The organism is Sphingomicrobium astaxanthinifaciens, from assembly GCF_022865105.1.
GTDB classification, from domain to species: Bacteria; Pseudomonadota; Alphaproteobacteria; order Sphingomonadales; family Sphingomonadaceae; genus Sphingomicrobium; species Sphingomicrobium astaxanthinifaciens.
The window spans coordinates 866,735-884,256 of sequence record NZ_JAKNYM010000002.1 but is presented as its reverse complement, the minus strand read 5'-3'; the positions used below and the strand labels follow the sequence as shown (position 1 = coordinate 884,256).

Here is a 17,522-nt window from a genome sequence, read left to right as displayed (position 1 = left end):
CGGCGGGGGAAGAGCCCTACCCGAAAGCCGTTGAACAGAAGGATCATGCCGTGGCCAAGCCGAGCCCCGCCGAATTTATCTCGCAGGTCCGCGCCGAAGCGCGCAAGGTCGTCTGGCCGACCCGCAAGGAGACCATCCAGACCGCGATCATGGTGCTGATCATGACCGCGATCCTCGCCTTCTTCTTCCTCGGTATCGACAGCGCGTTCCGCGCCATCGTCAATTTCCTCATCGGCCTCATCGGCTGATCGATCAGAAAGTCTTTTCCATGTCCCGCTGGTACATCATCCACGCCTATTCGGGCTTCGAGAACAAGGTGAAGGAAGCCGTCCTGTCCGAGGCCAAGCGGCTCGGGCTCGAGGAAGCGGTCGAGCGCGTCGAGGTGCCGACCGAGACGGTCACCGAGATCAAGCGCGGCAAGAAGGTCCAGTCCGAGCGCAAGTTCATGCCCGGCTATGTCCTCGCCAAGCTGACCATGACCGACGACGTCTTTCACCTCGTCAAGAACACCCCCAAGGTCACCGGCTTCCTCGGCAACAACGGCAAGCCGCAGCCGATCCCCGACGCGCAGGCCAACCGCATGCTCGACACCAAGGACGAGACCGCTGACGCGCCCAAGCAAAAGATCAGCGTCGATTACGAGATCGGCGACAACGTCAAGGTGCTCGACGGGCCGTTCGCGAGCTTCAACGGCATCGTCGAGGAGCTCAACTTCGAGCGCGGCATGGTCAAGGTGTCGGTCTCGATCTTCGGCCGCGCGACCCCGGTCGAGCTCGAATTCGACCAGGTCGAACTGGTCAAGTAGGCCCCGCGCGGCCGCGAATGAGAAAAGGACCGCTTCGGCGGTCCTTTTTTCACGCCGGCGCCCCGGCGGTCAGTCTTGCGAGGACGTCATCGCCTCCCGTTCGCCGTGCAGCGCCCGAGCGGTGTAATATCGGGCCATTTCGCGATGCGCGCGCTCGGCGGCAGGTGAATGCGTGCTTTGCGCCAATTCGCACTCCTGCTCCGCGCGCTTGAGATAATAGATCCGGTCCGCTTGCCTCATACGCTTCCTCCTCTCGGCGCACGGATAGCAAAAAACACCTTTATCTTCAATGCTCTAGGCGCTTTTCCGCCTTCCAAGAAGAGGGGCGAGATGCCTTTGGGCGCGTTCGTGGTGCCCGCAGGGCGGGGGAAGCTAAGGACGCTCAGTCCGTGTCCACGCTGAACCTTTTGAAGAAACCATTTTTCGCAGCGTCGGGGATCTCGGCTGTAATGCCATATTCGCCAGGTTCGAGGTCCAGCTTGAAATAGCCCGTCGCGCCCTGCGGCATATCATGAATGCCTCCTACGAAGCGGGCAGGCGCGGGTGTCTGCTGTCCCTCGGTCGGAAAGAAGTCGGGCCAGCGCACCGCCGCATCCACATCGGTATCGTCGTCTATCCGGAAGACATGGGCGTCGTGACCGACGAAGTTGTTATAGAGGCGTTGTTCCTCAAATTTGACCCTGACGTCATTGTCGCCGGCCCGGAAAGCACCATCCGTGATTTCGTAGCCGCTATTCGTGAGGGTCAGGGTCACGTTGGCGTCGGGTTCGGCCATCCCGCCATCTTCAGCCACCACGGTCAGAGGAAGCATCATGCCGAACTCCCCCGGCTCGGGGTTATAATTGTGTTGAACCCCGTCGGTCTTGACGTAGCACTCTAGAATGTAGTTGCCGGGCTCGAGATACATCGTCGCCTCGCCGGTGACCCCATCCGACATCATGCCAGGTCCGCCCATCCACACGAGGTCGCCAACCCACGCCGGAATCGTTGCCGCGATCTCGGCAGCTTTTTCGGTGTCGCCACCAATTGCTGCCGTGAGGATTCTTTGAATGGGTTCCACGATCTGCTCGTCGACCATCTCCGCGGTGATACCGTCAGGAAGTCGATAGACGAGCGCATGATGGGTCATCCCGCCCGTGTTGTTGACGCGGATGGTGGTCCAACCGGACTTGATCGTATCAGGGCCTACAAAGGAAAGCCCCTGCACTTCCAGTTCGAGGAGGTTCGCGGGTTGCTCCCCCAGGAGTGGCTCTGTCGAACAGGCAGTGAGTGACAGCACGAACGCGGGCAAGATGACATTAGGCTTCATCGACTTCCCCCCTACATGACGATATCATCAAACAAGAAACATATATTGTAGATCCATGCAAATGGTACGGCGGCTGGCATCGTTGCCTGCAATGCAAAACCCGCGACCTTCCACGACCGCAATGGGGTCGTGAGGGGACATTCGGCGCGCCCCCTCACCCCTTGCGATCCATCCGATAGAGGAACTGCAGCGCCTGCCCCGTGGTGAGTTTCTGCGCTTCATCCAGCTCGCGCGTTCCCGTCATCTCCACCCGATGCGCGACATCGAAATTGAGGAAGAAGCGTTCGACCATCAGGTCCTCCACCACCGCCTCGGCGCGCTCCTGCGCCTCATCGAAGCGGGCGGCGAAGGCGGGGTCGACCTTGCGGCGGCGGTGGATGCTGCTGGGCGCGATGCCGATGCTGTCGGCGGCGAGGCGGACGTTGCCGGTGGCGGCGAGGGCGGTGAGGAAGTCAGCCTCGCGCGGCGGGGTGAGACTGCCGGGCGGGCTGCGGCGCAGCTGGGCGCGGCGGGTGCCCCGGGCGGGGAGGTAGCGGAGGGTTGGGGGCCCCTGCCCTTCACTCTTCCCGGCTCCAAGCTGCGCTAGCCTGTTTGCAAGCTTCGCACTCCTCTCCCCCGGTGGGGAGAGGAATGGAATTTGGCCAAGGCAGCCGCGCAGGCGGCGGCGAAGGCGGGGTCGCGGGCGCGGCGCTTGTAGAGCCCGCCCTTGGTGCGGCCGATGGCGCGGGCGGCGAGCGCGAAATTGCCGGTCAGCGCGAGCGCCTCGAGAAAGGCGGCGAGGTCGGCGGGACGGTGGGGCCGGCGGCGGGGCGATTGGGGGCGCGCTGTAGGATCGGGCTTCATGCTCGATTGGATCAGCGCAAATCCTATTTGGCAAGGCGGGGCGCGGCGGGCCGTGTCAGAGGACGCAACGGGGGTCGGCGCGCAGGCGCTCGTAGAGCGCCTCGGCAGCGGCGACGAGCGCGGGGTCGGCGTCGATGGTTCCATCATAGGCCTTGATCGGGCGGATCATCGCCTCGGCCTCGGCGACGGCCTCGGGCGCGAGGGGGAGGCCGAGGTGCGCGAACAGCTGGGCGGCCTTCTTCGCGGCGGTGAAGCGCTGCATGTCGATCAGCTCGGCGCGCGGGGCGGCTTCGACCGCGCGATAGGCGGCGATCCAGTAGCGCAGCCAATAGTCGAGACGGGTGGCATCGCCCTGCCCGTCGAAGCCGTCGAACAGGATGGGCTTGTGGACGAGGCCGAATTCGTGGTGCCCGGTATCGGCGGCGTAGCGGCGGGCGAAGTCGCTCTCGGCATGGCTGTCGAGGCCGAGCCGGTGCTGGCGCAGGAAACTGCGCGCATGGTCGACGGGGTGGCGCAGCGGGACGAGGAAGCGGGCGTCGGGGAAGGCCTGTGCGAGCCCCGGGAGGCGCGCGATATTGGCGTTGTTCTTGGACAAATAGCGCTGCTCGGGGCCGCCGCCGCGGGCGAGGACGAGCGCCTTCATGTGGCGGCTGAGCTTGGCGGTGAAGGCTTCGGGCAGCGGGCCCCAGGGGGTGATGCCGTCGGCGCGGTAATGATCGGGGAATTCGCGCTTCCACAGGATTTCCTCGAACGCCTCGGGGCTGTCGACGTTGACGAGGAGGCCGTCCTTGTGGCTGCGCTCCTTCTTCTCCTGCGCGACCGCGAAGCGCCAGGTGAGCTCGCGCCACAGGATGGGGGTGAGGACGAAGGGCATGTCGCGATGCGTGTGGCTGGCGAGCCGCGGGTGGCGCGCGAGGATCTCGAGGATCAGCGTGGTGCCGGCGCGGGCGAGCGCGGTGACGAAGATGGGGGCGGTCAGCGGCTGCGCGGCGATCGCCCGCCCGTGCTTCTTCTGCTCGATGTCGAGCAGCAGGTCCTGCGGGATCGGGGAGCCGAAGGCGAGGCGGTGGACTATGCGGTCGGCCCAGCCATAATCCTCGATCGCCATCAGGCGCTGGCCCGGCGGCGCTTGAGGAGCCAGCCCAGCGCGACAAAGACGCCGATGGTGGCGAGGAGGACGATCGGATCGAGCGAGAAGGCGATGAAGGCGGCCATGCTGCTCCAGCCGGCGGCCTCGGCGAGGAGCGCGGGGATGGCGGCGGCGGCGAGGACGGCGGCGAGGCCCAGCGCGAGCTTCAGCGCCTTGCCGAGGAGCGCGATCGAGGTCTGGCGCACCGCGGCTTCCTTGGCCTCGTCGTCGAGCGCCTTGTCGCCGATGACCGCGAAGGCGGTGCGCATCTCGCGCATCAGCGCGGGCACGGTGGCGATGATGCCGAGCCGGGTGAAGGCGATGGCGAAGAGAGCGACGGCGGCGCAGTAGGTCGCCAGCAGCGCGATCATTCCTCGGGCTGGGCGGTGGTCGCGGGGGTCGCGGGGGTCGCGCTAGTCGCGGGGGCTTCGTCGGCGGCCTTGCCGCGGCGCTTCTTCATGAGCCGCTTGACCGGGTACCAAACGAACCCGACGATCATGAGGAGCAGGACGCCGAGGAAGCTCAGCACCGAGCCGATCGCCGACAGCCCCGCACCGGCGCCGACATAGGCGAGCGCGGGGGTGGGCACGAGCGCGCCGACCAGCGCGAGGCCGGCGAGCGGGGCGGTGAGCTTCTGGGTCATCTCGGACATTGCGGTATCTCCGTATCGTAAAAATCGGTCGGCAGCCGGATCGCCTCGGTGATCATCGCCGCATCGGCGTCATCATAAGGCATGCGATAATCCCATACCACCTCGCCCGCGCGGGTCACCTCGATGACCCGTCCGGCGGCGCTTTCGGTGAGCAGGAAATTGCCGTTGGGGAGCGCCTGCTGGGTGCCCATGATCCACGAATAGAAGCGGTCCTCGGGCGCGCGCGGATAGAGGACGCGGGCCGCGTCGGTGGCCGGGTCATATTCCATCAGCTGGCTCTGCCCGAGGTAGCGCGTGCGGTTGTTGAACAGCGTGATGTTGCCCTCGGGGGTGATGTCGGGATCGTGCTGGCGCAACCACGGCCCGGTCTTGTACCAGCGCAGCGCATTGTCCTCGGGATCGATGATCGCGAGGGTATGGTAATCGCGCAGCGAGACGAGCAGGTCGCCCGCCTCGACCCCGTCGATCTTGGCGGCGAGCGCGGGGGTGACCTCCACGGCATCGTTGAGATGCGTGAGATCGGTCGGGTTGCGCGCCATCGAATCGAAATATTCGTGCTCGGGTCCGCCCTTGATGACCGCCTCGAGGACCGACACCTCGGCGAGGATCTCGCCCTCGGGCGACACGCGCACCACGGTGTCGTGATAGCGGTGGGTGTCACGGGTCCGCGCCTCGAGTCCCTGCCGCGTATGCGGGGGGTGGATCCACGCCTCGGGGGTGGCGTCGAGTTCGCGGTGCGAGGGCACCCAGAAGCTGCCGTCCGCATTTTGCGAGATGCTGTGGTGGAGCGGCGCCCGGACCCGCCAGACGGGCTGCGAACAGACATCGAGCTTGATCGCGGCGAGATGGCTGTAGTTGAGCATCACCGAGCCGTCGGCAAAGGGGTGGACGCCTTGGAGGTAGTAGTTGGCGTGGCTCGCGGGGTAGCGCTTGTCGCGCACGAACTCGCGCGCGTCGGGGAAATGCTCGAAGAAATCGACCTCCCACTGGTGGACGATGCGCCCCTCCGCATCGAGCAGGCGGACCGCCTGCCCCTCGCGGAAGGTCCCGGTGACGAGCGTCAGCCCCCCGGCGCTGCGCGCCGGATCGTGGGCGACCAGCCCCTCGCCGTCATATTCGCGCGCGAACAGTTCGGGGCGGCGCGAGCCCAGCACGGTCTGGCCGATCTCGTAGCTGGTCCTGGCCTGCGCGACGAGCTGGGGGAAGGGCCAGCCCCCGACCGCCCCGTACATCCCCGCCAGCGCGAGCCCCGCCGCCGCCAGCAGATAGATCGGCAGCCGGTCCCTGAAACCTCGTTCACTCATGCCCCACGCTGTGCCGGCCGAGCGGTGAAAAAATGGTAAAGGCGGCGGTAATCATCCTCGCCGCGACGGCGCGCAGGCGAGCGCGCCCGGCTCGAAGAAGTCGGGCGCCAGCCGCACCGCCTCGGTCAGCAGCGCGGCATCCTCCTCGTCGAAGGCGGCGCGATAGTCCCACACCACCTCGCCCGCGGGGGTGATCTCGATGATCCGCCCCCCGGTGCTCTCGGTCAGGAGCACGTTGCCGTTGGGCAGCACCTGCTGGGTGCCCATGATGTCCGAGAAGAACGGCGTGTCGGGGTCGTGCGGGTAGAGCAGCTCGACCGCGTCGCGCGCGGGGTCGTAGCGCAACAGCTGGCTCTGGCCGCGGAACCCCGAGCGGTTGTTGAACAGCGTGATCGTGCCGTCGGGGGCGATGTCGGGATCGTGCTGCCGCACCCAAGGGCCGCTGCGATACCATTTGAGCGCGTTGCTGTCGGGGTCGATGATCGCCAGCATGTGGAAGTCGCGCAGCGAGACCAGCAGGTCGCCCGCCTCCACCCCCCTCGATCCGCGCGGCCAGCGCCGGGGTGACCACCTCGACATCGTTGAGGTGCGTGAGGTCGGTCGGATCGTAGCGCGCGGCCTCGTAGAAGGCCTGCTCGGGCCCGTCCTCGACCACCGCCTCGAGGATCGACACCTCGTGCAGGATCTCGCCCTCGGGGGAGAGCAGCACCGCCGTGTCGTGATAGCGCTTGGCATCCTTGGTGATCGCCTCGAGGCTGGCGCGGTCGTAGGGAAAGGTGATCCATTTTTCGGGGGTGTCGGCCAGTTCGCGATGGCTCGGCACCCAGAAGGTGCCGTCGGGATTGGCGGTGACCTGGTGGTGCAGCGGCGCCTTCACGCGCCACTCGACGTTCGAGCAGGCATCGAGCTTGACCGCCGCGAAATGGCTGTAGTTGAAGAGCAGCGAGCCGTCGGGAAAGGCCTCGACCCCCTGCAGGTGGTAATTCTCGGTGCGCGGCGGGGAAGCGCTTCTTGGGCACGAAGTCGCGGGCGTCGGGAAAATGCTTGTAGAAATCGACCTCCCACTCGTGAACCACCCGCCCCGCATCGTCGTGCAGCCGGTGTGCGTGTGGGGGTATGTCGCCGAACTGCTCGGGCTGCGCAAGAAATGGGGAACCCGCTAGTGACCGTGCGCCTCGTCGCCACCGCCGCGCTGTTCGCGCTCGCGCTCGCCCCCGACAGCGCCCACGCCAGCGCCAGCGCCAGCGCCAGCGCGAGCGGGGACGCCGGCGCCAGCGCGGACGCGCCGCGTCCCGCGATCGGCGCCAGCCTGTTCGCCTCGAGCGATGCCGACGGCACCGAGGTCACCAAGCTGGGGATCGACTTCGACCTCGCACGGGTCGGCCGCGAGGAGGCGCTCGGGGTGCGGCTCGAACGCGCCCGCTTCGCGCCGGCGGGCGGCACCCCCGAGACCGCGACGCGCGCCTATCTGCGCCTCGTCCGCCCGGTCGCCCCCGAGTGGCAGATCGACAGCCTGGTGGGCACCGACGGCGAGCGGCTGCTGGGCACCGCCGCGCTGGTCCACGCGGTACCGCTGCGCAAGGAATTCTTCGTCGAGCGCGAGATCGTCGAGACCCCGCAGGGGCTCGCGCTCGGGCTGTCGAGCACGCTCGCGGGGGCGTCGCTCGACGTGCCGCTGGGGGCGCGCGCGCAGCTCACGCTCGTCGGCGCGGCGCTCGACTTCAGCGGCGACAACCGCCGCCTCCACGCGCGCGCCAACGCGATCTACGCGATCGCCCCCGACGCGGGGGTGAGCCTGCAGCTGCGCGGGCGCTATTTCCGCGACAGCGTGCCGCGCGAATATGACTATTATGCCCCCGGCGACTATCTCCAGCTGCTCCCGGTGGTGCAGGTCCAGCGCTTTGCCGCGGGGTGGCGCTACCGGCTGGCGGGCGGTTGGGGCGCGCAGAAGGAGCGCGGGAGCGACTGGCGCGGCAGCCGCCTTATCGAGGCGCGGGTCACCAGCCCCGCGTCCGGGCGCGTCAGCCTCGAGGCGCAGGCGCTCTACAGCGAGGTGCCGACGATCCTCGGCGAGGGCTATGCCTACGGGCAGGTCGCGCTGGCCGCGCGCACGCGGCTCTAGCGGACCGCCGCGGGGCTTGATCGGGCGGGCGCTTGCTGCTAGGCGCGCGCCCATCTCCATCCCCGGATCGAGATACTTCGCGCGGGAGGCCGTGCCCGTCGGGCCGGCCGTTCGTACCGCTTAACATGAGAGCCGCTGCGAGGCGGTCTCGACAGTGTGAAAGGAATTCTTTGCCATGGCGAAGAAGATTTCGGGCTATATCAAGCTCCAGGTGCCCGCGGGCGTCGCCAACCCCTCCCCGCCGATCGGCCCCGCGCTCGGTCAGCGTGGTGTCAACATCATGGAATTCTGCAAGGCCTTCAACGCCGCCACGCAGGACATGGAAAAGAACATGCCGATCCCGACGACCATCACGGTCTATGCGGATCGCAGCTTCTCGTTCACCATGAAGACCCCGCCCGCCAGCTTCCTGCTGAAGCGCGCCGCCAAGCTCAAGAAGGGCTCGAGCGCGCCGGGCAGCGACAGCGCCGGCACGATCAAGCGCAGCGACGTTGCCAAGATCGCGGAAACCAAGATGGCCGACCTCAATGCCAATGACATCGAGGCCGCCACGAAGATCATCGAAGGCTCGGCGCGCGCCATGGGCCTCGAAGTGGTGGAGGGTTAATCATGGCCAAGCTCACCAAGAAGCAGAAGGCGTTCGCCGACAAGGTCGATTCGGAAAAGCTCTACGGCGTCGATGAGGCGATCAAGCTGGTCAAGGAACTGGCCACCGCCAAGTTCGACGAGACCGTCGAGATCGCGATGAACCTCGGGGTCGACCCGCGCCACGCCGACCAGATGGTCCGCGGCGTCGTCGCCATGCCCAACGGCACCGGCAAGGACGTCAAGGTCGCGGTGTTCGCCAAGGGCGACAAGGCCGACGAGGCCAAGGCCGCGGGCGCTGATGTCGTCGGCGCCGAGGACCTCATGGAAGACATGCAGAACGGCAACCTCGATTATGACCGCGTGATCGCCACGCCGGACATGATGGGGGTCGTCGGTCGCCTCGGCAAGGTGCTCGGCCCCAAGGGGCTGATGCCCAACCCCAAGCTGGGTACGGTCACGCCGAACCCCGCCGAAGCGGTCAAGAACGCCAAGGCCGGTGAAGTCCAGTATCGCGCCGAGAAGTCGGGCATCATTCACGCCGGCATCGGCAAGGCGAGCTTCGCCGACGCCGACCTCAAGGCCAATTTCGACGCCTTCGTCAGCGCCATCGTCAAGGCCAAGCCGTCGGGCGCCAAGGGCAAGTATGTCCAAAAGGTCGCGCTTTCCTCGACCATGGGTCGCGGCGTGCGCATCGACACCAGCGAGGTCGAAGGCGCCTAAGCGACCTTCACCAACGCTCGAACACGGAAGGGCCGGCGGGGCAACCCGCCGGCTTTTTCTTTGCCCTCGCGCGGGATGACGGGCGCGAAAAAGGGGCCGGGAAGCGTGCAGCTCCCCGGCCCCTCTTCGATCGGGCGGTGATGCCGCGCCCTACCGGGCGAGCATCGTGTCGAGATCGACCTCCCCGGCCGCGACGACCTCGACGTCGGGGCGCCATTCGCGCAGCTCGTCGATGAAGGCCGAGGCATCGCCGACGATCACCACCGAGACGCGCTCGGGTTCGAGGAAGGCGCCGTACATCGCGCCGGCCCGCTCGGCGGGCACGACGCGCACGCGATTGCCGTAGGACAATGCGCGCTCGGGCTCGACCCCCTCGCCCACCGCGGTCGCGACCGTGGCGGCAAAGCCGAGGCTGGTCTGGAGCGAACGGTCGGCACGCCCCGCGAGCAAGGCGCGGCGCGGTTCGAGCACTTCTTCGGTGTAGTGGCCCTCGCCGACCTTATCCATTTCCTCGACGAGCAGCTTGGCGACCTCGGCCGCGCTCTCGTTCTTGGTCTGCGAGCGCGCGGTGATGAGCCCGTCGTGGGTGTAGGTCGAGATGCCGCTATAGGCGCCGTAGGACAGCGCGCGCTTGTTGCGCACCTCGTCGAACAGGCGCGCGGTACCCGACCCGCCGAGCTCGGCGTTGACCAGCTGCATCGCATCGAGGCGCGGGTCGCTGGCGGTCACCCCCCGCGCGACCGCGAACACCGCCGCCTGCCCGACGCCGGGCATGTCGACGACGAGCGTGCGCCGCGGCTGCATCTCGGTGGCGACCTCGGTGACGATCTCGCCGCCCGGCCCCTCGACGCTCCAGTCGCCGAACGCCGCCTCGGCGATCGCGGTGGCGCGCTCGGCGCTCAACCCGCCCGAGGCGATGATGGTGGCATTCTCGGGCCGCCAATAGGCCTCGCGATAGGCGACCAGGTCCTCGCGGCGCATCGCCTCGAGGCTGCCCACGGTGCCGCTGGTGGGCACAGCATAGGGCGAGCCGGCGCCGAAAATCAGCGGCGCGACCAGCATGCCGCCGAGCCCCGCCGGATTGTTCATCGCCACGCGCAGCCCGTCGAGCGCGCGCTTGCGTTCGCGCTCGAACACCGCCTGCGGATAGGTCGCGTTCTTGACGAGGTCGGCGGCGATCATCGCCGCGGCCTCGAGATTGGCGACCGGGGCGAGGACGAAGAGGTAGCTGCCGTCGGCGGCCGAGGACGCCCCGACCTGCGCGCCCAGGGCCTCGAGCCGCGCGGCGATCTCTTCCTCGCTGCGGGTCGCGGTGCCCTTCTCGGCGAGCGAGGCGGCGAGCGCCGCGCGCCCCGCCTTGGCCGCGGGGTCGACCAGTGCCCCGCCCTCGAAGGCGATGATCAGGGTGCCGACCGGCACCTCGCTGGTCTGCCCCGCGAGCACCTCGATACCGTTGGACAGGCGCGCGCGTTCGAGCTGCGTCACCGGCACCTCGACGTCGGCGGCCGGGGTCGGCCAGGGCATGCGCTCGCCCTCGGCCTTGACCTGCCGCAGCGGCTGGGTGGCGGGCGGCGGGGTCTTGAGCACCGGCCCCGGGGCCGGGTTGGCCCAGACGTCATTGTCGCCGTCGCCCTTGACGTAGCGCAGTTCGATGCGCGCATCGGGGCGCATGATCTCGCGCGCCACGCGCTGGACGTCGGCGGCGCTCGTCGACAGCACCTGCTCGAGCCGCTTGTTGGCCTGGTCGGGCTCGCCCGAGCGCACCAGCGCCTCGCCGATCTCGTTGGCGCGCCCGGTCGCGGTCTCGCGCCCGCGCAGGCGGTTCGACAGGATGGTGTTGCGGGCCTCGGTCATCTCGGCCTCGGTCGGGCCTTCGGCGATGAAGCGGGCGAGCACCGCGTCGAGCGCTTGGGCGAGCCTGTCGGGATCGGTCCCGCTCGCGGCGGTCGCGTCGACGACCATGAAGCCGCCCTCCTCGAGGTCGTTGGCGAAGGTGCCGGCGCCGACGGCGAGCCCGGTGCGCACGAGCGCGGGGTCGAGGCGGTTGTTGTCGCCCCCCGACAGGATGGTGGTGATGAGGTCGACCGCCGCCATGTCGCGGCTCCTGGTCGGGGGCAGCTGCCAGGCATAGGCGACCTTGGGCAGCGGCACGTTGGGCGCGGTCACGGTGACGGTGCGGCTCTCGGTGAGCGGCTGCGGCAGCGTCTCGATCTCGAGGCTCACCGGGTTGGCGCGGCGCGGGATGTCGCTGAAATATTTCTCGACCTGCGCCCGCAGCTCGGCCTCGTCGAAATTGCCGGCGACGATGAGGGTTGCGGTATCGGGGCCGTAATAGGCCTCGAAGAAGGCGCGCGCGTCCTCGAGCGTGGCCGACTGCAGTTCCTCGATATTGCCGATCGTCGGGCGCCGATAGGGCGAGGCCGAATAGAGGTTCTCGTTCAGCGCGAGCAGCTGGCGGCCGTAGGGCGGCGAGGCGTAGCGCTGGCGATATTCCTCCTGCACGATGTCGCGCTCGGCCTTGAACACGTCCTCGTCGATCACCGGGCGCGCCATGCGCTCGGCATGGGTCCACAGGATCGGTTCGAGGTGCGCGGCGGGCACGGTCTCGTAATAGTTGGTGCGGTCGAGCCAGGTCGAGGCGTTGCGGCTGCCGCCGACGTCGTCGACATATTTGGCGATCGAGGAGAAGGTGATGTTCTCGGTCTTGCGCGACAGGATATGTTCGAACAGGTGCGCGAACCCGCCGCGCCCCGCCGGATCGTGCTTGGAGCCGACGTCATACCACATCGAGACATAGACGTCGGGCGTGGTGTCGTCCTCGATGGCGATGACGGTAAGGCCATTGTCGAGCGTCCAGCGCTCGAAGGCGATCGGCGGCACGCTGAGCGCGGCGGCGGCGCTGGCGCTGTCGCCGGTGCCGGCGTCTTGGGCCTGCGCGGGCGCGGGCGCGCCTGCGAGCGGCAACGCCAGCGCCATCGCCGCGGCGCCGGCCAGGAACTTGGCACGGAACATCACTTTACCCCCCACGATTGAACAGTTTGCGCGCCGAGCATTGCCGCTGCGCGCCACGAGGTCACCCTTTTTTTCGACCAACGACGGATGGACTTGCCCAATGGAGAGCATCGGCGCCGACCTCGAGGAGATGAAGCGCCAGCCGCTCGAGCGCGAGGAGGTCGACGCGATCGCCGCCATCGCCGAGCTGCGCGACTATGCGGCGGGCGAGACGGTTGCCGAGGTGGGCGACCCGATGGATCGCTTCGTCTACGTGCTGACGGGCGAGATCGAGCTGGTCGACCCCTATACCCAGCAGCGGATGATCGAGAGCAGCCTCGGCCCGACCCAGTTCGCGGGCGAACTCGCCTTCCTCAACGCCGGCGCGCATACCGTGCCGCTGCGCGCCGCGCGCCCCACCCGCACGCTCGAGGCCCCGCGCGCGGCGATGCTCGAGCTGATGGCCCGCCGCCCCCGGCTCGCCGACCATGTCATCGGCGTCTTCGCCGCGCGGCGGCGCCAGCTGTTCGAGGACCATCGCTCCTCGATCAAGCTCATCGGCGCCGACCGCGACGCCCGCATCCAGGCGGTCGGGCGGTTCCTCGATCGCAACCGCATCCCCTATGAAAGCTTCGACCTCGACGATCCCGAGGGCGAGGGCATCCACCTGTGCCAGCTCGCCGATCACGCCCCCGCGGTGATCTTCGCCGAAGGGATGATCCTCGATGATCCCACCCCGCGCGCGGTGGCGCGGCTGCTCGGGCTCGACCTCAACGTGTGCGAGCGCGCCGAGGTCGACCTGCTGATCGTCGGCGGCGGGCCCGCCGGGGTGGCGGCCGCGGTCTATGCCGGCGCCGAGGGGCTCGACGCGCTCGTCGTCGAGGACAGCGCGATCGGCGGGCAGGCGGGCAGCTCGAGCCGGATCGAGAACTACATGGGGTTTCCAACGGGCATCTCGGGCGCCGACCTCGCCTTTCGCGGGCAGGTGCAGGCGATGAAGTTCGGTACCCGCTTCGTCATGCCGCGGCGGGTGGCGGCGGTCGCGCGCACCGAGGACGAGCGCTTCTGCGCCCGGCTCGAGGAGGATGACGAGGAGATCTGTGCCCCTGCCGTGCTGGTCGCCACCGGGGTGCAATATCGCCGCCTCCCGCTGCCGCGGCTGCGCGCGCTCGAGGGCAAGGGCGTCTATTATGCCGCGACCGAGATGGAGGCGCGCTTCTGCGCCGGCCAGCCCGTGCTCGTCGTCGGCGGCGGCAACAGCGCGGGGCAGGCGGCGATGTTCCTCGCGCGCCACGCCGACTGCGTGAAGCTGATCGTGCGCGAGGAGGCCCTCGCCGAGACGATGTCGAGCTATTTGCGCGAGCGGCTCGAGGCCGACCCGGCGATCGAGATCCACCTCGCCAGCGAGGTCAGCGCGCTGCATGGCGAGCGCCGGCTCGAGGCGGTCACGGTGCGCCACGAGGGGGACGAGCGTCGCGAGCCGTGCGGGGGGCTGTTCATCATGATCGGCGCCGCCCCCAACACCGGCTGGCTGTCGGGGCTCGTCGACCTCGATGCCGAGGGGTTCGTGATCACCGGGGAGGAGGCGGGCGCGGGCTCGGCCTACGAGACGAGCTGCCCCGGCGTCTATGCGGTCGGCGACGTGCGCGCGGGCTCGGTCAAGCGGGTGGCGAGCGCGGTCGGCGAAGGCTCGGTCGTGGTCAGCGCGATCTGGCGCCATGTCGCGCGCTGCCACGAGCGGCGCGGCGAAGCGCCACCGGGGCAGCGCGAGGACTGATCGCGCACGCCTAGCGCAGCTGGCTGTCCTTCGATCCGCGCCGGTTGATGGTCGCATGGCGGACGTTTGCGTCGAGGCTCGACTGGCAGGCGACGCAGGTGCGCACGCCCGGCAGCGCCTCGCGCCGGCGAGGCGGGATGTCCTCGCCGCATTCCTCGCAGGTCTCGAGGCTCTCGCCGCGGGCGAGCCGCGCCCGCGCCGCGGCGACGGCGTCCTTGACCGTATCGTCGATCTGTTCCTGCACCGCCCCGTCGCGGGTCCATCCACCGGCCATGGCTTGTCGTCCCTTCCATCCGTTCGAGCAGCCAACGCGCGAGCCCGCCCGCGCTTTCCCCGGTCGGCACAGACGGTTGACTCGGCGCGACAAATCCGTAGAGAGGCCCGCGAAGCCGTCCTTCGGGGCGGTTTTCTCTGTCCGAGACAGCTGCTGGACCGATCCTCCGGGAGACGTCCTTAATCTGCGGCCTAGACGGGGATGACGAGAGACATATGCGGACAGCCAGCGGCTGTTTTCTGCCTGTCGATCCCAACCCCAACGGACTTTTCGCACTGCCGGTTCGCCGGTGGCGCAACCCGCGCATCGCAATGGTGCAATGCGCGGAACGATTGGGAGTATGGCATGGATCGTTCGCAAAAAGCCGATCTGGTTGCCGAGCTGAAGAACGTCTTTGCGGAGACGGGTGTGGTGGTCGTGACCCGGAACAACGGGTTGTCGGTCTCGCAGTCGACCGACCTTCGCAACCAGATGCGCGACGCCGGTGCCCAGTTCAAGGTCGCGAAGAACCGCCTTGCCAAGATCGCGCTCGAGGGCAGCGATTACCAGCCGATCTCGGACCTGCTTTCGGGCCCGACCGCGCTGGCAACGTCGTCGGACCCCGTCGCGGCCGCGAAGATCGCGGTCAACTTCGCCAAGGAGAACGAATCGTTCGAGATCCTCGGCGGGGCGATGGGCACCACCGTGCTCGACGTGGACGGCATCAAGGCACTGGCCGAACTGCCCTCGCTCGACGAACTGCGTGGCACGCTGGTCGGCCTCATCCAGGCCCCGGCGACCAAGATCGCGCGGATCGCCAAGGAACCGGGCGGCATGCTCGCCCGCGTCCTGAGCGCCAAGGCTGCGGCCTAACTTTTAGGTTTGGTTCAAAACAACTGATCGACAGGGCGGCAAACACACAAGCGCCCTCTCAAATGGAGTGAATAAAATGGCTGATCTGGAAAAGATTGTTGACCAGCTTTCGGAACTCACCGTTCTCGAAGCTGCCGAGCTCGCCAAGATGCTCGAAGACAAGTGGGGCGTGAGCGCCTCGGCCGCCGTTGCCGTTGCCGGCCCGGCCGCCGGTGGTGGCGAAGCCGCCGCTGAAGAAAAGGACGAGTTCGACGTGATCCTCACCGGCGACGGTGGCAAGAAGATCAACGTCATCAAGGAAGTCCGCGCGATCACCGGTCTCGGCCTCGGCGAAGCCAAGGCGCTCGTCGAAGGCGCGCCCAAGCCGCTCAAGGAAGGCGCCTCGAAGGCCGAAGCCGAAGAGATCAAGTCGAAGATCGAAGCCGCTGGCGGCACCATCGAGCTCAAGTAAGCTCGCGATCTTCCGATTGCTCGGAAGCGACAAGGAAAGGGCGGTGCCGAAAGGCGCCGCCCTTTTCCGTTACCGCTTAAGGTCGGTGCCGACCAAAGCCCGCCTTTGATTTCGCGGGTCGATCGCCATTTTCCACACCAAGGCTGCGGGGCCGGGCATCCGACGTTTCACCTGTGGGGGGGTGAATGGAGTTTGACCATGACGCTTGCCACCAAGACCCTCGCCGCCGCCGCTGCGCTGCTGATCGCCGCCCCCGCGGGCGCGAGCGCCGACCATCACAAGGAAATGGCGCCCACCCAGAACATCGTCGAGATCGCCGCGGGCAACGAGAATTTCGAGACGCTCGTCGCCGCGGTGCAGGCGGCGGGGCTGGTCGATGCGCTCTCCGGCGTCGGCCCGCTGACCGTCTTCGCCCCCACCGACGCCGCCTTCGGCGAACTGCCCGCGGGCACCGTGGACCAGCTGGTGATGCCCGCCAACAAGGGCACGCTGACCAACATCCTCACCTACCATGTCGTCGCCGGCGACTATTCGGCCAGCGACATCGTCGCCGCGCTGGAGGCCAATGGCGGCAGCGCGAGCTTCCCCACCCTGCTCGACAACGCCTCGATCACCGCCGCGCTGTACGGCGGCGAGGTCTACCTGTCCGACTATAAGGGCAATGCGATCGGGGTGATCGCCACCGACATCGATGCGACCAACGGCACCATCCACGTCATCGACGGTGTGCTGATGCCCTGATCGACCCGGTCGTTCCGGCGCCGCTCCCCAGCGCCCCCGTGGGGGACGAGAAGCCCGGCTTCTCGTCCCCTTTTTCATTCGCCAGGCGCGGGCGCGGTGCCGACCCCGCGCCGCACCGCCTGGTATTCGGCACCGAGCAGCACCGCGAACGCCGAGAGATAGAGCCACAGCTGGAGCACGACCACCGCGCCGAGCGCGCCATAGGTGGCGTTGTAGTTGCCGAAGCGCGCGACATAGAGCGCGAAGCAGAGCGAGGCGGCGAGCAGCAGCACCGTGGCCAGCAGCGCGCCGGGAACCGTGTCGCGCAGCCGCGCGGGCGGGTGGTTGGGGGCGCGCGCGTAGAGCAGCCCCAGCCCCGTGACCGCCAGCGCGCCGAGCAGCAGCCACAAGCCGCCGCGCAGCAGGACGTAGGTCAGCCCCGACAGGCCGGGCAGCAGCGCCTCGGCGAACCCGAGCAGCGAGATGGCGGCGAGTGCGAGGATCCCCCCGGCGATCGCGGCGGCGGTGATCGCCAGCGCGGCGAGCGTCTGCCCGATCGTCCCGCGATCCTCCTCCACCCGCTCGACGAGGTTGAGCGCGATCAGCAGCGCCCTGCCCCCCTTGCTCGCGCTGTAGAACGTGGTCGCGAGCGCGACGAGCAGCCCGAGCAGCGTCCTGCCGCCCCCGCCCGCCGCGACCTCACCCATCTGCTCGTTGATGATCCGCCCCGCGTCGGGGGGCAGCAGCCGGGTCAGCCGCGCGGCGTGGACGACGGCGTCGGCGGGATCGGCGACGAGCCCGTAGACGAGTACCAGCGCCGCCAGCATCGGCACGAGCCCGAGGAAGGCGTAGAAGGCCACGCCCGCGGCGACCAGCGAGAGCTCGTCATCGGCGGCGCGCGACCAGGCGGTGCGCAGGTCATCGATCAGGGTCATGGCGCGCCAACGCGCGAAGGGGACGGTGCTATCCGCCGCGATTGCCCCGG

At 68.4% G+C, this 17,522-nt stretch carries 22 protein-coding genes; 11 read left to right on the top strand and 11 right to left on the bottom strand.

The window, feature by feature from the left end; genetic code table 11:
* The first annotated feature begins 50 nt into the window (after positions 1-50).
* Positions 51-248 (top strand): preprotein translocase subunit SecE, encoded by a 198-nt coding sequence (gene secE, locus L8951_RS08230; protein WP_244382511.1) that lies wholly within the window; start codon positions 51-53, stop codon positions 246-248.
* A 20-nt stretch (positions 249-268) separates the two neighbouring features.
* On the top strand, positions 269-805 hold the full coding sequence (nusG, locus tag L8951_RS08225; RefSeq protein ID WP_244382510.1) for a transcription termination/antitermination protein NusG: 537 nt from the start codon (positions 269-271) through the stop codon (positions 803-805).
* A gap of 69 nt (positions 806-874) precedes the next feature.
* Here nusG and L8951_RS08220 read toward each other — a convergent pair whose 3' ends face one another.
* Positions 875-1,045 (bottom strand): hypothetical protein, encoded by a 171-nt coding sequence (locus L8951_RS08220; protein ID WP_244382509.1) that lies wholly within the window; start codon positions 1,043-1,045, stop codon positions 875-877.
* Positions 1,046-1,187: 142 nt separating this feature from the next.
* Positions 1,188-2,114, bottom strand: a complete 927-nt coding sequence (locus L8951_RS08215) for a hypothetical protein (protein WP_244382508.1) — start codon at positions 2,112-2,114, stop codon at positions 1,188-1,190.
* Positions 2,115-2,367: 253 nt separating this feature from the next.
* On the opposite strand from L8951_RS08215, the gene L8951_RS08210 reads away from it, so the two are divergent.
* Complete coding sequence (locus tag L8951_RS08210) at positions 2,368-2,700, top strand: hypothetical protein (protein ID WP_244382507.1); 333 nt, start codon at positions 2,368-2,370, stop codon at positions 2,698-2,700.
* On the opposite strand, the gene L8951_RS08205 is transcribed toward L8951_RS08210, so the two are convergent.
* From L8951_RS08205 to L8951_RS08180, 6 genes are read right to left on the bottom strand one after another with little or no spacing between them, the layout of a single operon-like run.
* Positions 2,697-2,957, bottom strand: coding sequence for a hypothetical protein (locus tag L8951_RS08205; RefSeq protein WP_244382506.1), 261 nt, complete (start codon positions 2,955-2,957; stop codon positions 2,697-2,699). The genes L8951_RS08210 and L8951_RS08205 overlap by 4 nt on opposite strands.
* A gap of 55 nt (positions 2,958-3,012) precedes the next feature.
* Positions 3,013-4,065: a sulfotransferase gene (locus tag L8951_RS08200; RefSeq protein ID WP_244382505.1), complete on the bottom strand. Its 1,053-nt coding sequence runs from the start codon at positions 4,063-4,065 to the stop codon at positions 3,013-3,015.
* On the bottom strand, positions 4,065-4,457 hold the full coding sequence (locus tag L8951_RS08195; RefSeq protein WP_244382504.1) for a hypothetical protein: 393 nt from the start codon (positions 4,455-4,457) through the stop codon (positions 4,065-4,067). The genes L8951_RS08200 and L8951_RS08195 overlap by 1 nt, the downstream gene beginning before the upstream one ends.
* The gene (locus L8951_RS08190) at positions 4,454-4,738 is read right to left on the bottom strand and encodes a hypothetical protein (RefSeq protein ID WP_244382503.1); all 285 of its coding nucleotides are present in this window, start codon (positions 4,736-4,738) and stop codon (positions 4,454-4,456) included. The genes L8951_RS08195 and L8951_RS08190 overlap by 4 nt, the downstream gene beginning before the upstream one ends.
* Positions 4,726-6,042: an arylsulfotransferase family protein gene (locus tag L8951_RS08185; RefSeq protein ID WP_244382502.1), complete on the bottom strand. Its 1,317-nt coding sequence runs from the start codon at positions 6,040-6,042 to the stop codon at positions 4,726-4,728. The genes L8951_RS08190 and L8951_RS08185 overlap by 13 nt, the downstream gene beginning before the upstream one ends.
* Positions 6,043-6,093: 51 nt before the next feature.
* Positions 6,094-6,576, bottom strand: coding sequence for an arylsulfotransferase family protein (locus tag L8951_RS08180; protein ID WP_244382501.1), 483 nt, complete (start codon positions 6,574-6,576; stop codon positions 6,094-6,096).
* 242 nt (positions 6,577-6,818) lie between these two features.
* Here L8951_RS08180 and L8951_RS08175 point away from each other — a divergent pair, with 242 nt between their 5' ends.
* From L8951_RS08175 to rplA, 4 genes are all read left to right on the top strand, one after another.
* The gene (locus tag L8951_RS08175) at positions 6,819-6,974 is read left to right on the top strand and encodes a hypothetical protein (RefSeq protein ID WP_244382500.1); all 156 of its coding nucleotides are present in this window, start codon (positions 6,819-6,821) and stop codon (positions 6,972-6,974) included.
* Between the two features lie 230 nt (positions 6,975-7,204).
* Positions 7,205-8,164 (top strand): hypothetical protein, encoded by a 960-nt coding sequence (locus L8951_RS08170; protein ID WP_244382499.1) that lies wholly within the window; start codon positions 7,205-7,207, stop codon positions 8,162-8,164.
* A 175-nt stretch (positions 8,165-8,339) separates the two neighbouring features.
* Positions 8,340-8,771, top strand: coding sequence for a 50S ribosomal protein L11 (gene rplK / locus L8951_RS08165; RefSeq protein WP_244382498.1), 432 nt, complete (start codon positions 8,340-8,342; stop codon positions 8,769-8,771).
* A gap of 2 nt (positions 8,772-8,773) precedes the next feature.
* Entirely contained in the window at positions 8,774-9,472 is a 699-nt protein-coding gene (rplA, locus tag L8951_RS08160) for a 50S ribosomal protein L1 (RefSeq protein ID WP_244382497.1), read from the top strand.
* Positions 9,473-9,622: 150 nt separating this feature from the next.
* On the opposite strand, the gene L8951_RS08155 is transcribed toward rplA, so the two are convergent.
* On the bottom strand, positions 9,623-12,484 hold the full coding sequence (locus L8951_RS08155) for a M16 family metallopeptidase (RefSeq protein WP_244382496.1): 2,862 nt from the start codon (positions 12,482-12,484) through the stop codon (positions 9,623-9,625).
* Positions 12,485-12,584: 100 nt separating this feature from the next.
* On the opposite strand from L8951_RS08155, the gene L8951_RS08150 reads away from it, so the two are divergent.
* Positions 12,585-14,240 (top strand): FAD-dependent oxidoreductase, encoded by a 1,656-nt coding sequence (locus tag L8951_RS08150; protein ID WP_244382495.1) that lies wholly within the window; start codon positions 12,585-12,587, stop codon positions 14,238-14,240.
* Positions 14,241-14,250: 10 nt separating this feature from the next.
* Here L8951_RS08150 and L8951_RS08145 read toward each other — a convergent pair whose 3' ends face one another.
* Positions 14,251-14,514 carry a DksA/TraR family C4-type zinc finger protein gene (locus tag L8951_RS08145; RefSeq protein ID WP_244382494.1) on the bottom strand — a complete coding sequence of 88 codons (264 nt, stop codon included), beginning with the start codon at positions 14,512-14,514 and terminating at the stop codon, positions 14,251-14,253.
* A 345-nt stretch (positions 14,515-14,859) separates the two neighbouring features.
* On the opposite strand from L8951_RS08145, the gene rplJ reads away from it, so the two are divergent.
* From rplJ to L8951_RS08130, 3 genes are all read left to right on the top strand, one after another.
* Positions 14,860-15,366, top strand: coding sequence for a 50S ribosomal protein L10 (gene rplJ, locus L8951_RS08140; RefSeq protein WP_244382493.1), 507 nt, complete (start codon positions 14,860-14,862; stop codon positions 15,364-15,366).
* A 76-nt stretch (positions 15,367-15,442) separates the two neighbouring features.
* Positions 15,443-15,817 carry a 50S ribosomal protein L7/L12 gene (gene rplL, locus L8951_RS08135; protein ID WP_244382492.1) on the top strand — a complete coding sequence of 125 codons (375 nt, stop codon included), beginning with the start codon at positions 15,443-15,445 and terminating at the stop codon, positions 15,815-15,817.
* A gap of 198 nt (positions 15,818-16,015) precedes the next feature.
* On the top strand, positions 16,016-16,558 hold the full coding sequence (locus L8951_RS08130) for a fasciclin domain-containing protein (RefSeq protein WP_244382491.1): 543 nt from the start codon (positions 16,016-16,018) through the stop codon (positions 16,556-16,558).
* Between the two features lie 74 nt (positions 16,559-16,632).
* Here the strand turns inward: L8951_RS08130 and L8951_RS08125 are convergent, their stop codons facing one another.
* A complete protein-coding gene (locus L8951_RS08125; RefSeq protein WP_244382490.1) occupies positions 16,633-17,472 on the bottom strand; it encodes a YihY/virulence factor BrkB family protein in 840 nt (279 codons plus the stop codon).
* Between the last annotated feature and the right edge of the window lie 50 nt (positions 17,473-17,522).

Coding starts and splice junctions, on each gene's coding strand:
- L8951_RS08220 (WP_244382509.1), bottom strand. CDS start 1,045: ATGAGGCAAGCGGACCGGATCTATTATCTCAAGCGCGCGGAGCAGGAG.
- L8951_RS08215 (WP_244382508.1), bottom strand. CDS start 2,114: ATGAAGCCTAATGTCATCTTGCCCGCGTTCGTGCTGTCACTCACTGCC.
- L8951_RS08210 (WP_244382507.1), top strand. CDS start 2,368: ATGCGCGACATCGAAATTGAGGAAGAAGCGTTCGACCATCAGGTCCTC.
- L8951_RS08130 (WP_244382491.1), top strand. CDS start 16,016: ATGACGCTTGCCACCAAGACCCTCGCCGCCGCCGCTGCGCTGCTGATC.
- rplJ (WP_244382493.1), top strand. CDS start 14,860: ATGGATCGTTCGCAAAAAGCCGATCTGGTTGCCGAGCTGAAGAACGTC.
- L8951_RS08145 (WP_244382494.1), bottom strand. CDS start 14,514: ATGGCCGGTGGATGGACCCGCGACGGGGCGGTGCAGGAACAGATCGAC.
- L8951_RS08190 (WP_244382503.1), bottom strand. CDS start 4,738: ATGTCCGAGATGACCCAGAAGCTCACCGCCCCGCTCGCCGGCCTCGCG.
- L8951_RS08205 (WP_244382506.1), bottom strand. CDS start 2,957: ATGAAGCCCGATCCTACAGCGCGCCCCCAATCGCCCCGCCGCCGGCCC.
- rplA (WP_244382497.1), top strand. CDS start 8,774: ATGGCCAAGCTCACCAAGAAGCAGAAGGCGTTCGCCGACAAGGTCGAT.
- L8951_RS08125 (WP_244382490.1), bottom strand. CDS start 17,472: ATGACCCTGATCGATGACCTGCGCACCGCCTGGTCGCGCGCCGCCGAT.
- L8951_RS08150 (WP_244382495.1), top strand. CDS start 12,585: ATGGAGAGCATCGGCGCCGACCTCGAGGAGATGAAGCGCCAGCCGCTC.
- L8951_RS08185 (WP_244382502.1), bottom strand. CDS start 6,042: ATGAGTGAACGAGGTTTCAGGGACCGGCTGCCGATCTATCTGCTGGCG.
- L8951_RS08195 (WP_244382504.1), bottom strand. CDS start 4,457: ATGATCGCGCTGCTGGCGACCTACTGCGCCGCCGTCGCTCTCTTCGCC.
- L8951_RS08200 (WP_244382505.1), bottom strand. CDS start 4,065: ATGGCGATCGAGGATTATGGCTGGGCCGACCGCATAGTCCACCGCCTC.
- rplK (WP_244382498.1), top strand. CDS start 8,340: ATGGCGAAGAAGATTTCGGGCTATATCAAGCTCCAGGTGCCCGCGGGC.
- L8951_RS08155 (WP_244382496.1), bottom strand. CDS start 12,484: ATGTTCCGTGCCAAGTTCCTGGCCGGCGCCGCGGCGATGGCGCTGGCG.
- nusG (WP_244382510.1), top strand. CDS start 269: ATGTCCCGCTGGTACATCATCCACGCCTATTCGGGCTTCGAGAACAAG.
- rplL (WP_244382492.1), top strand. CDS start 15,443: ATGGCTGATCTGGAAAAGATTGTTGACCAGCTTTCGGAACTCACCGTT.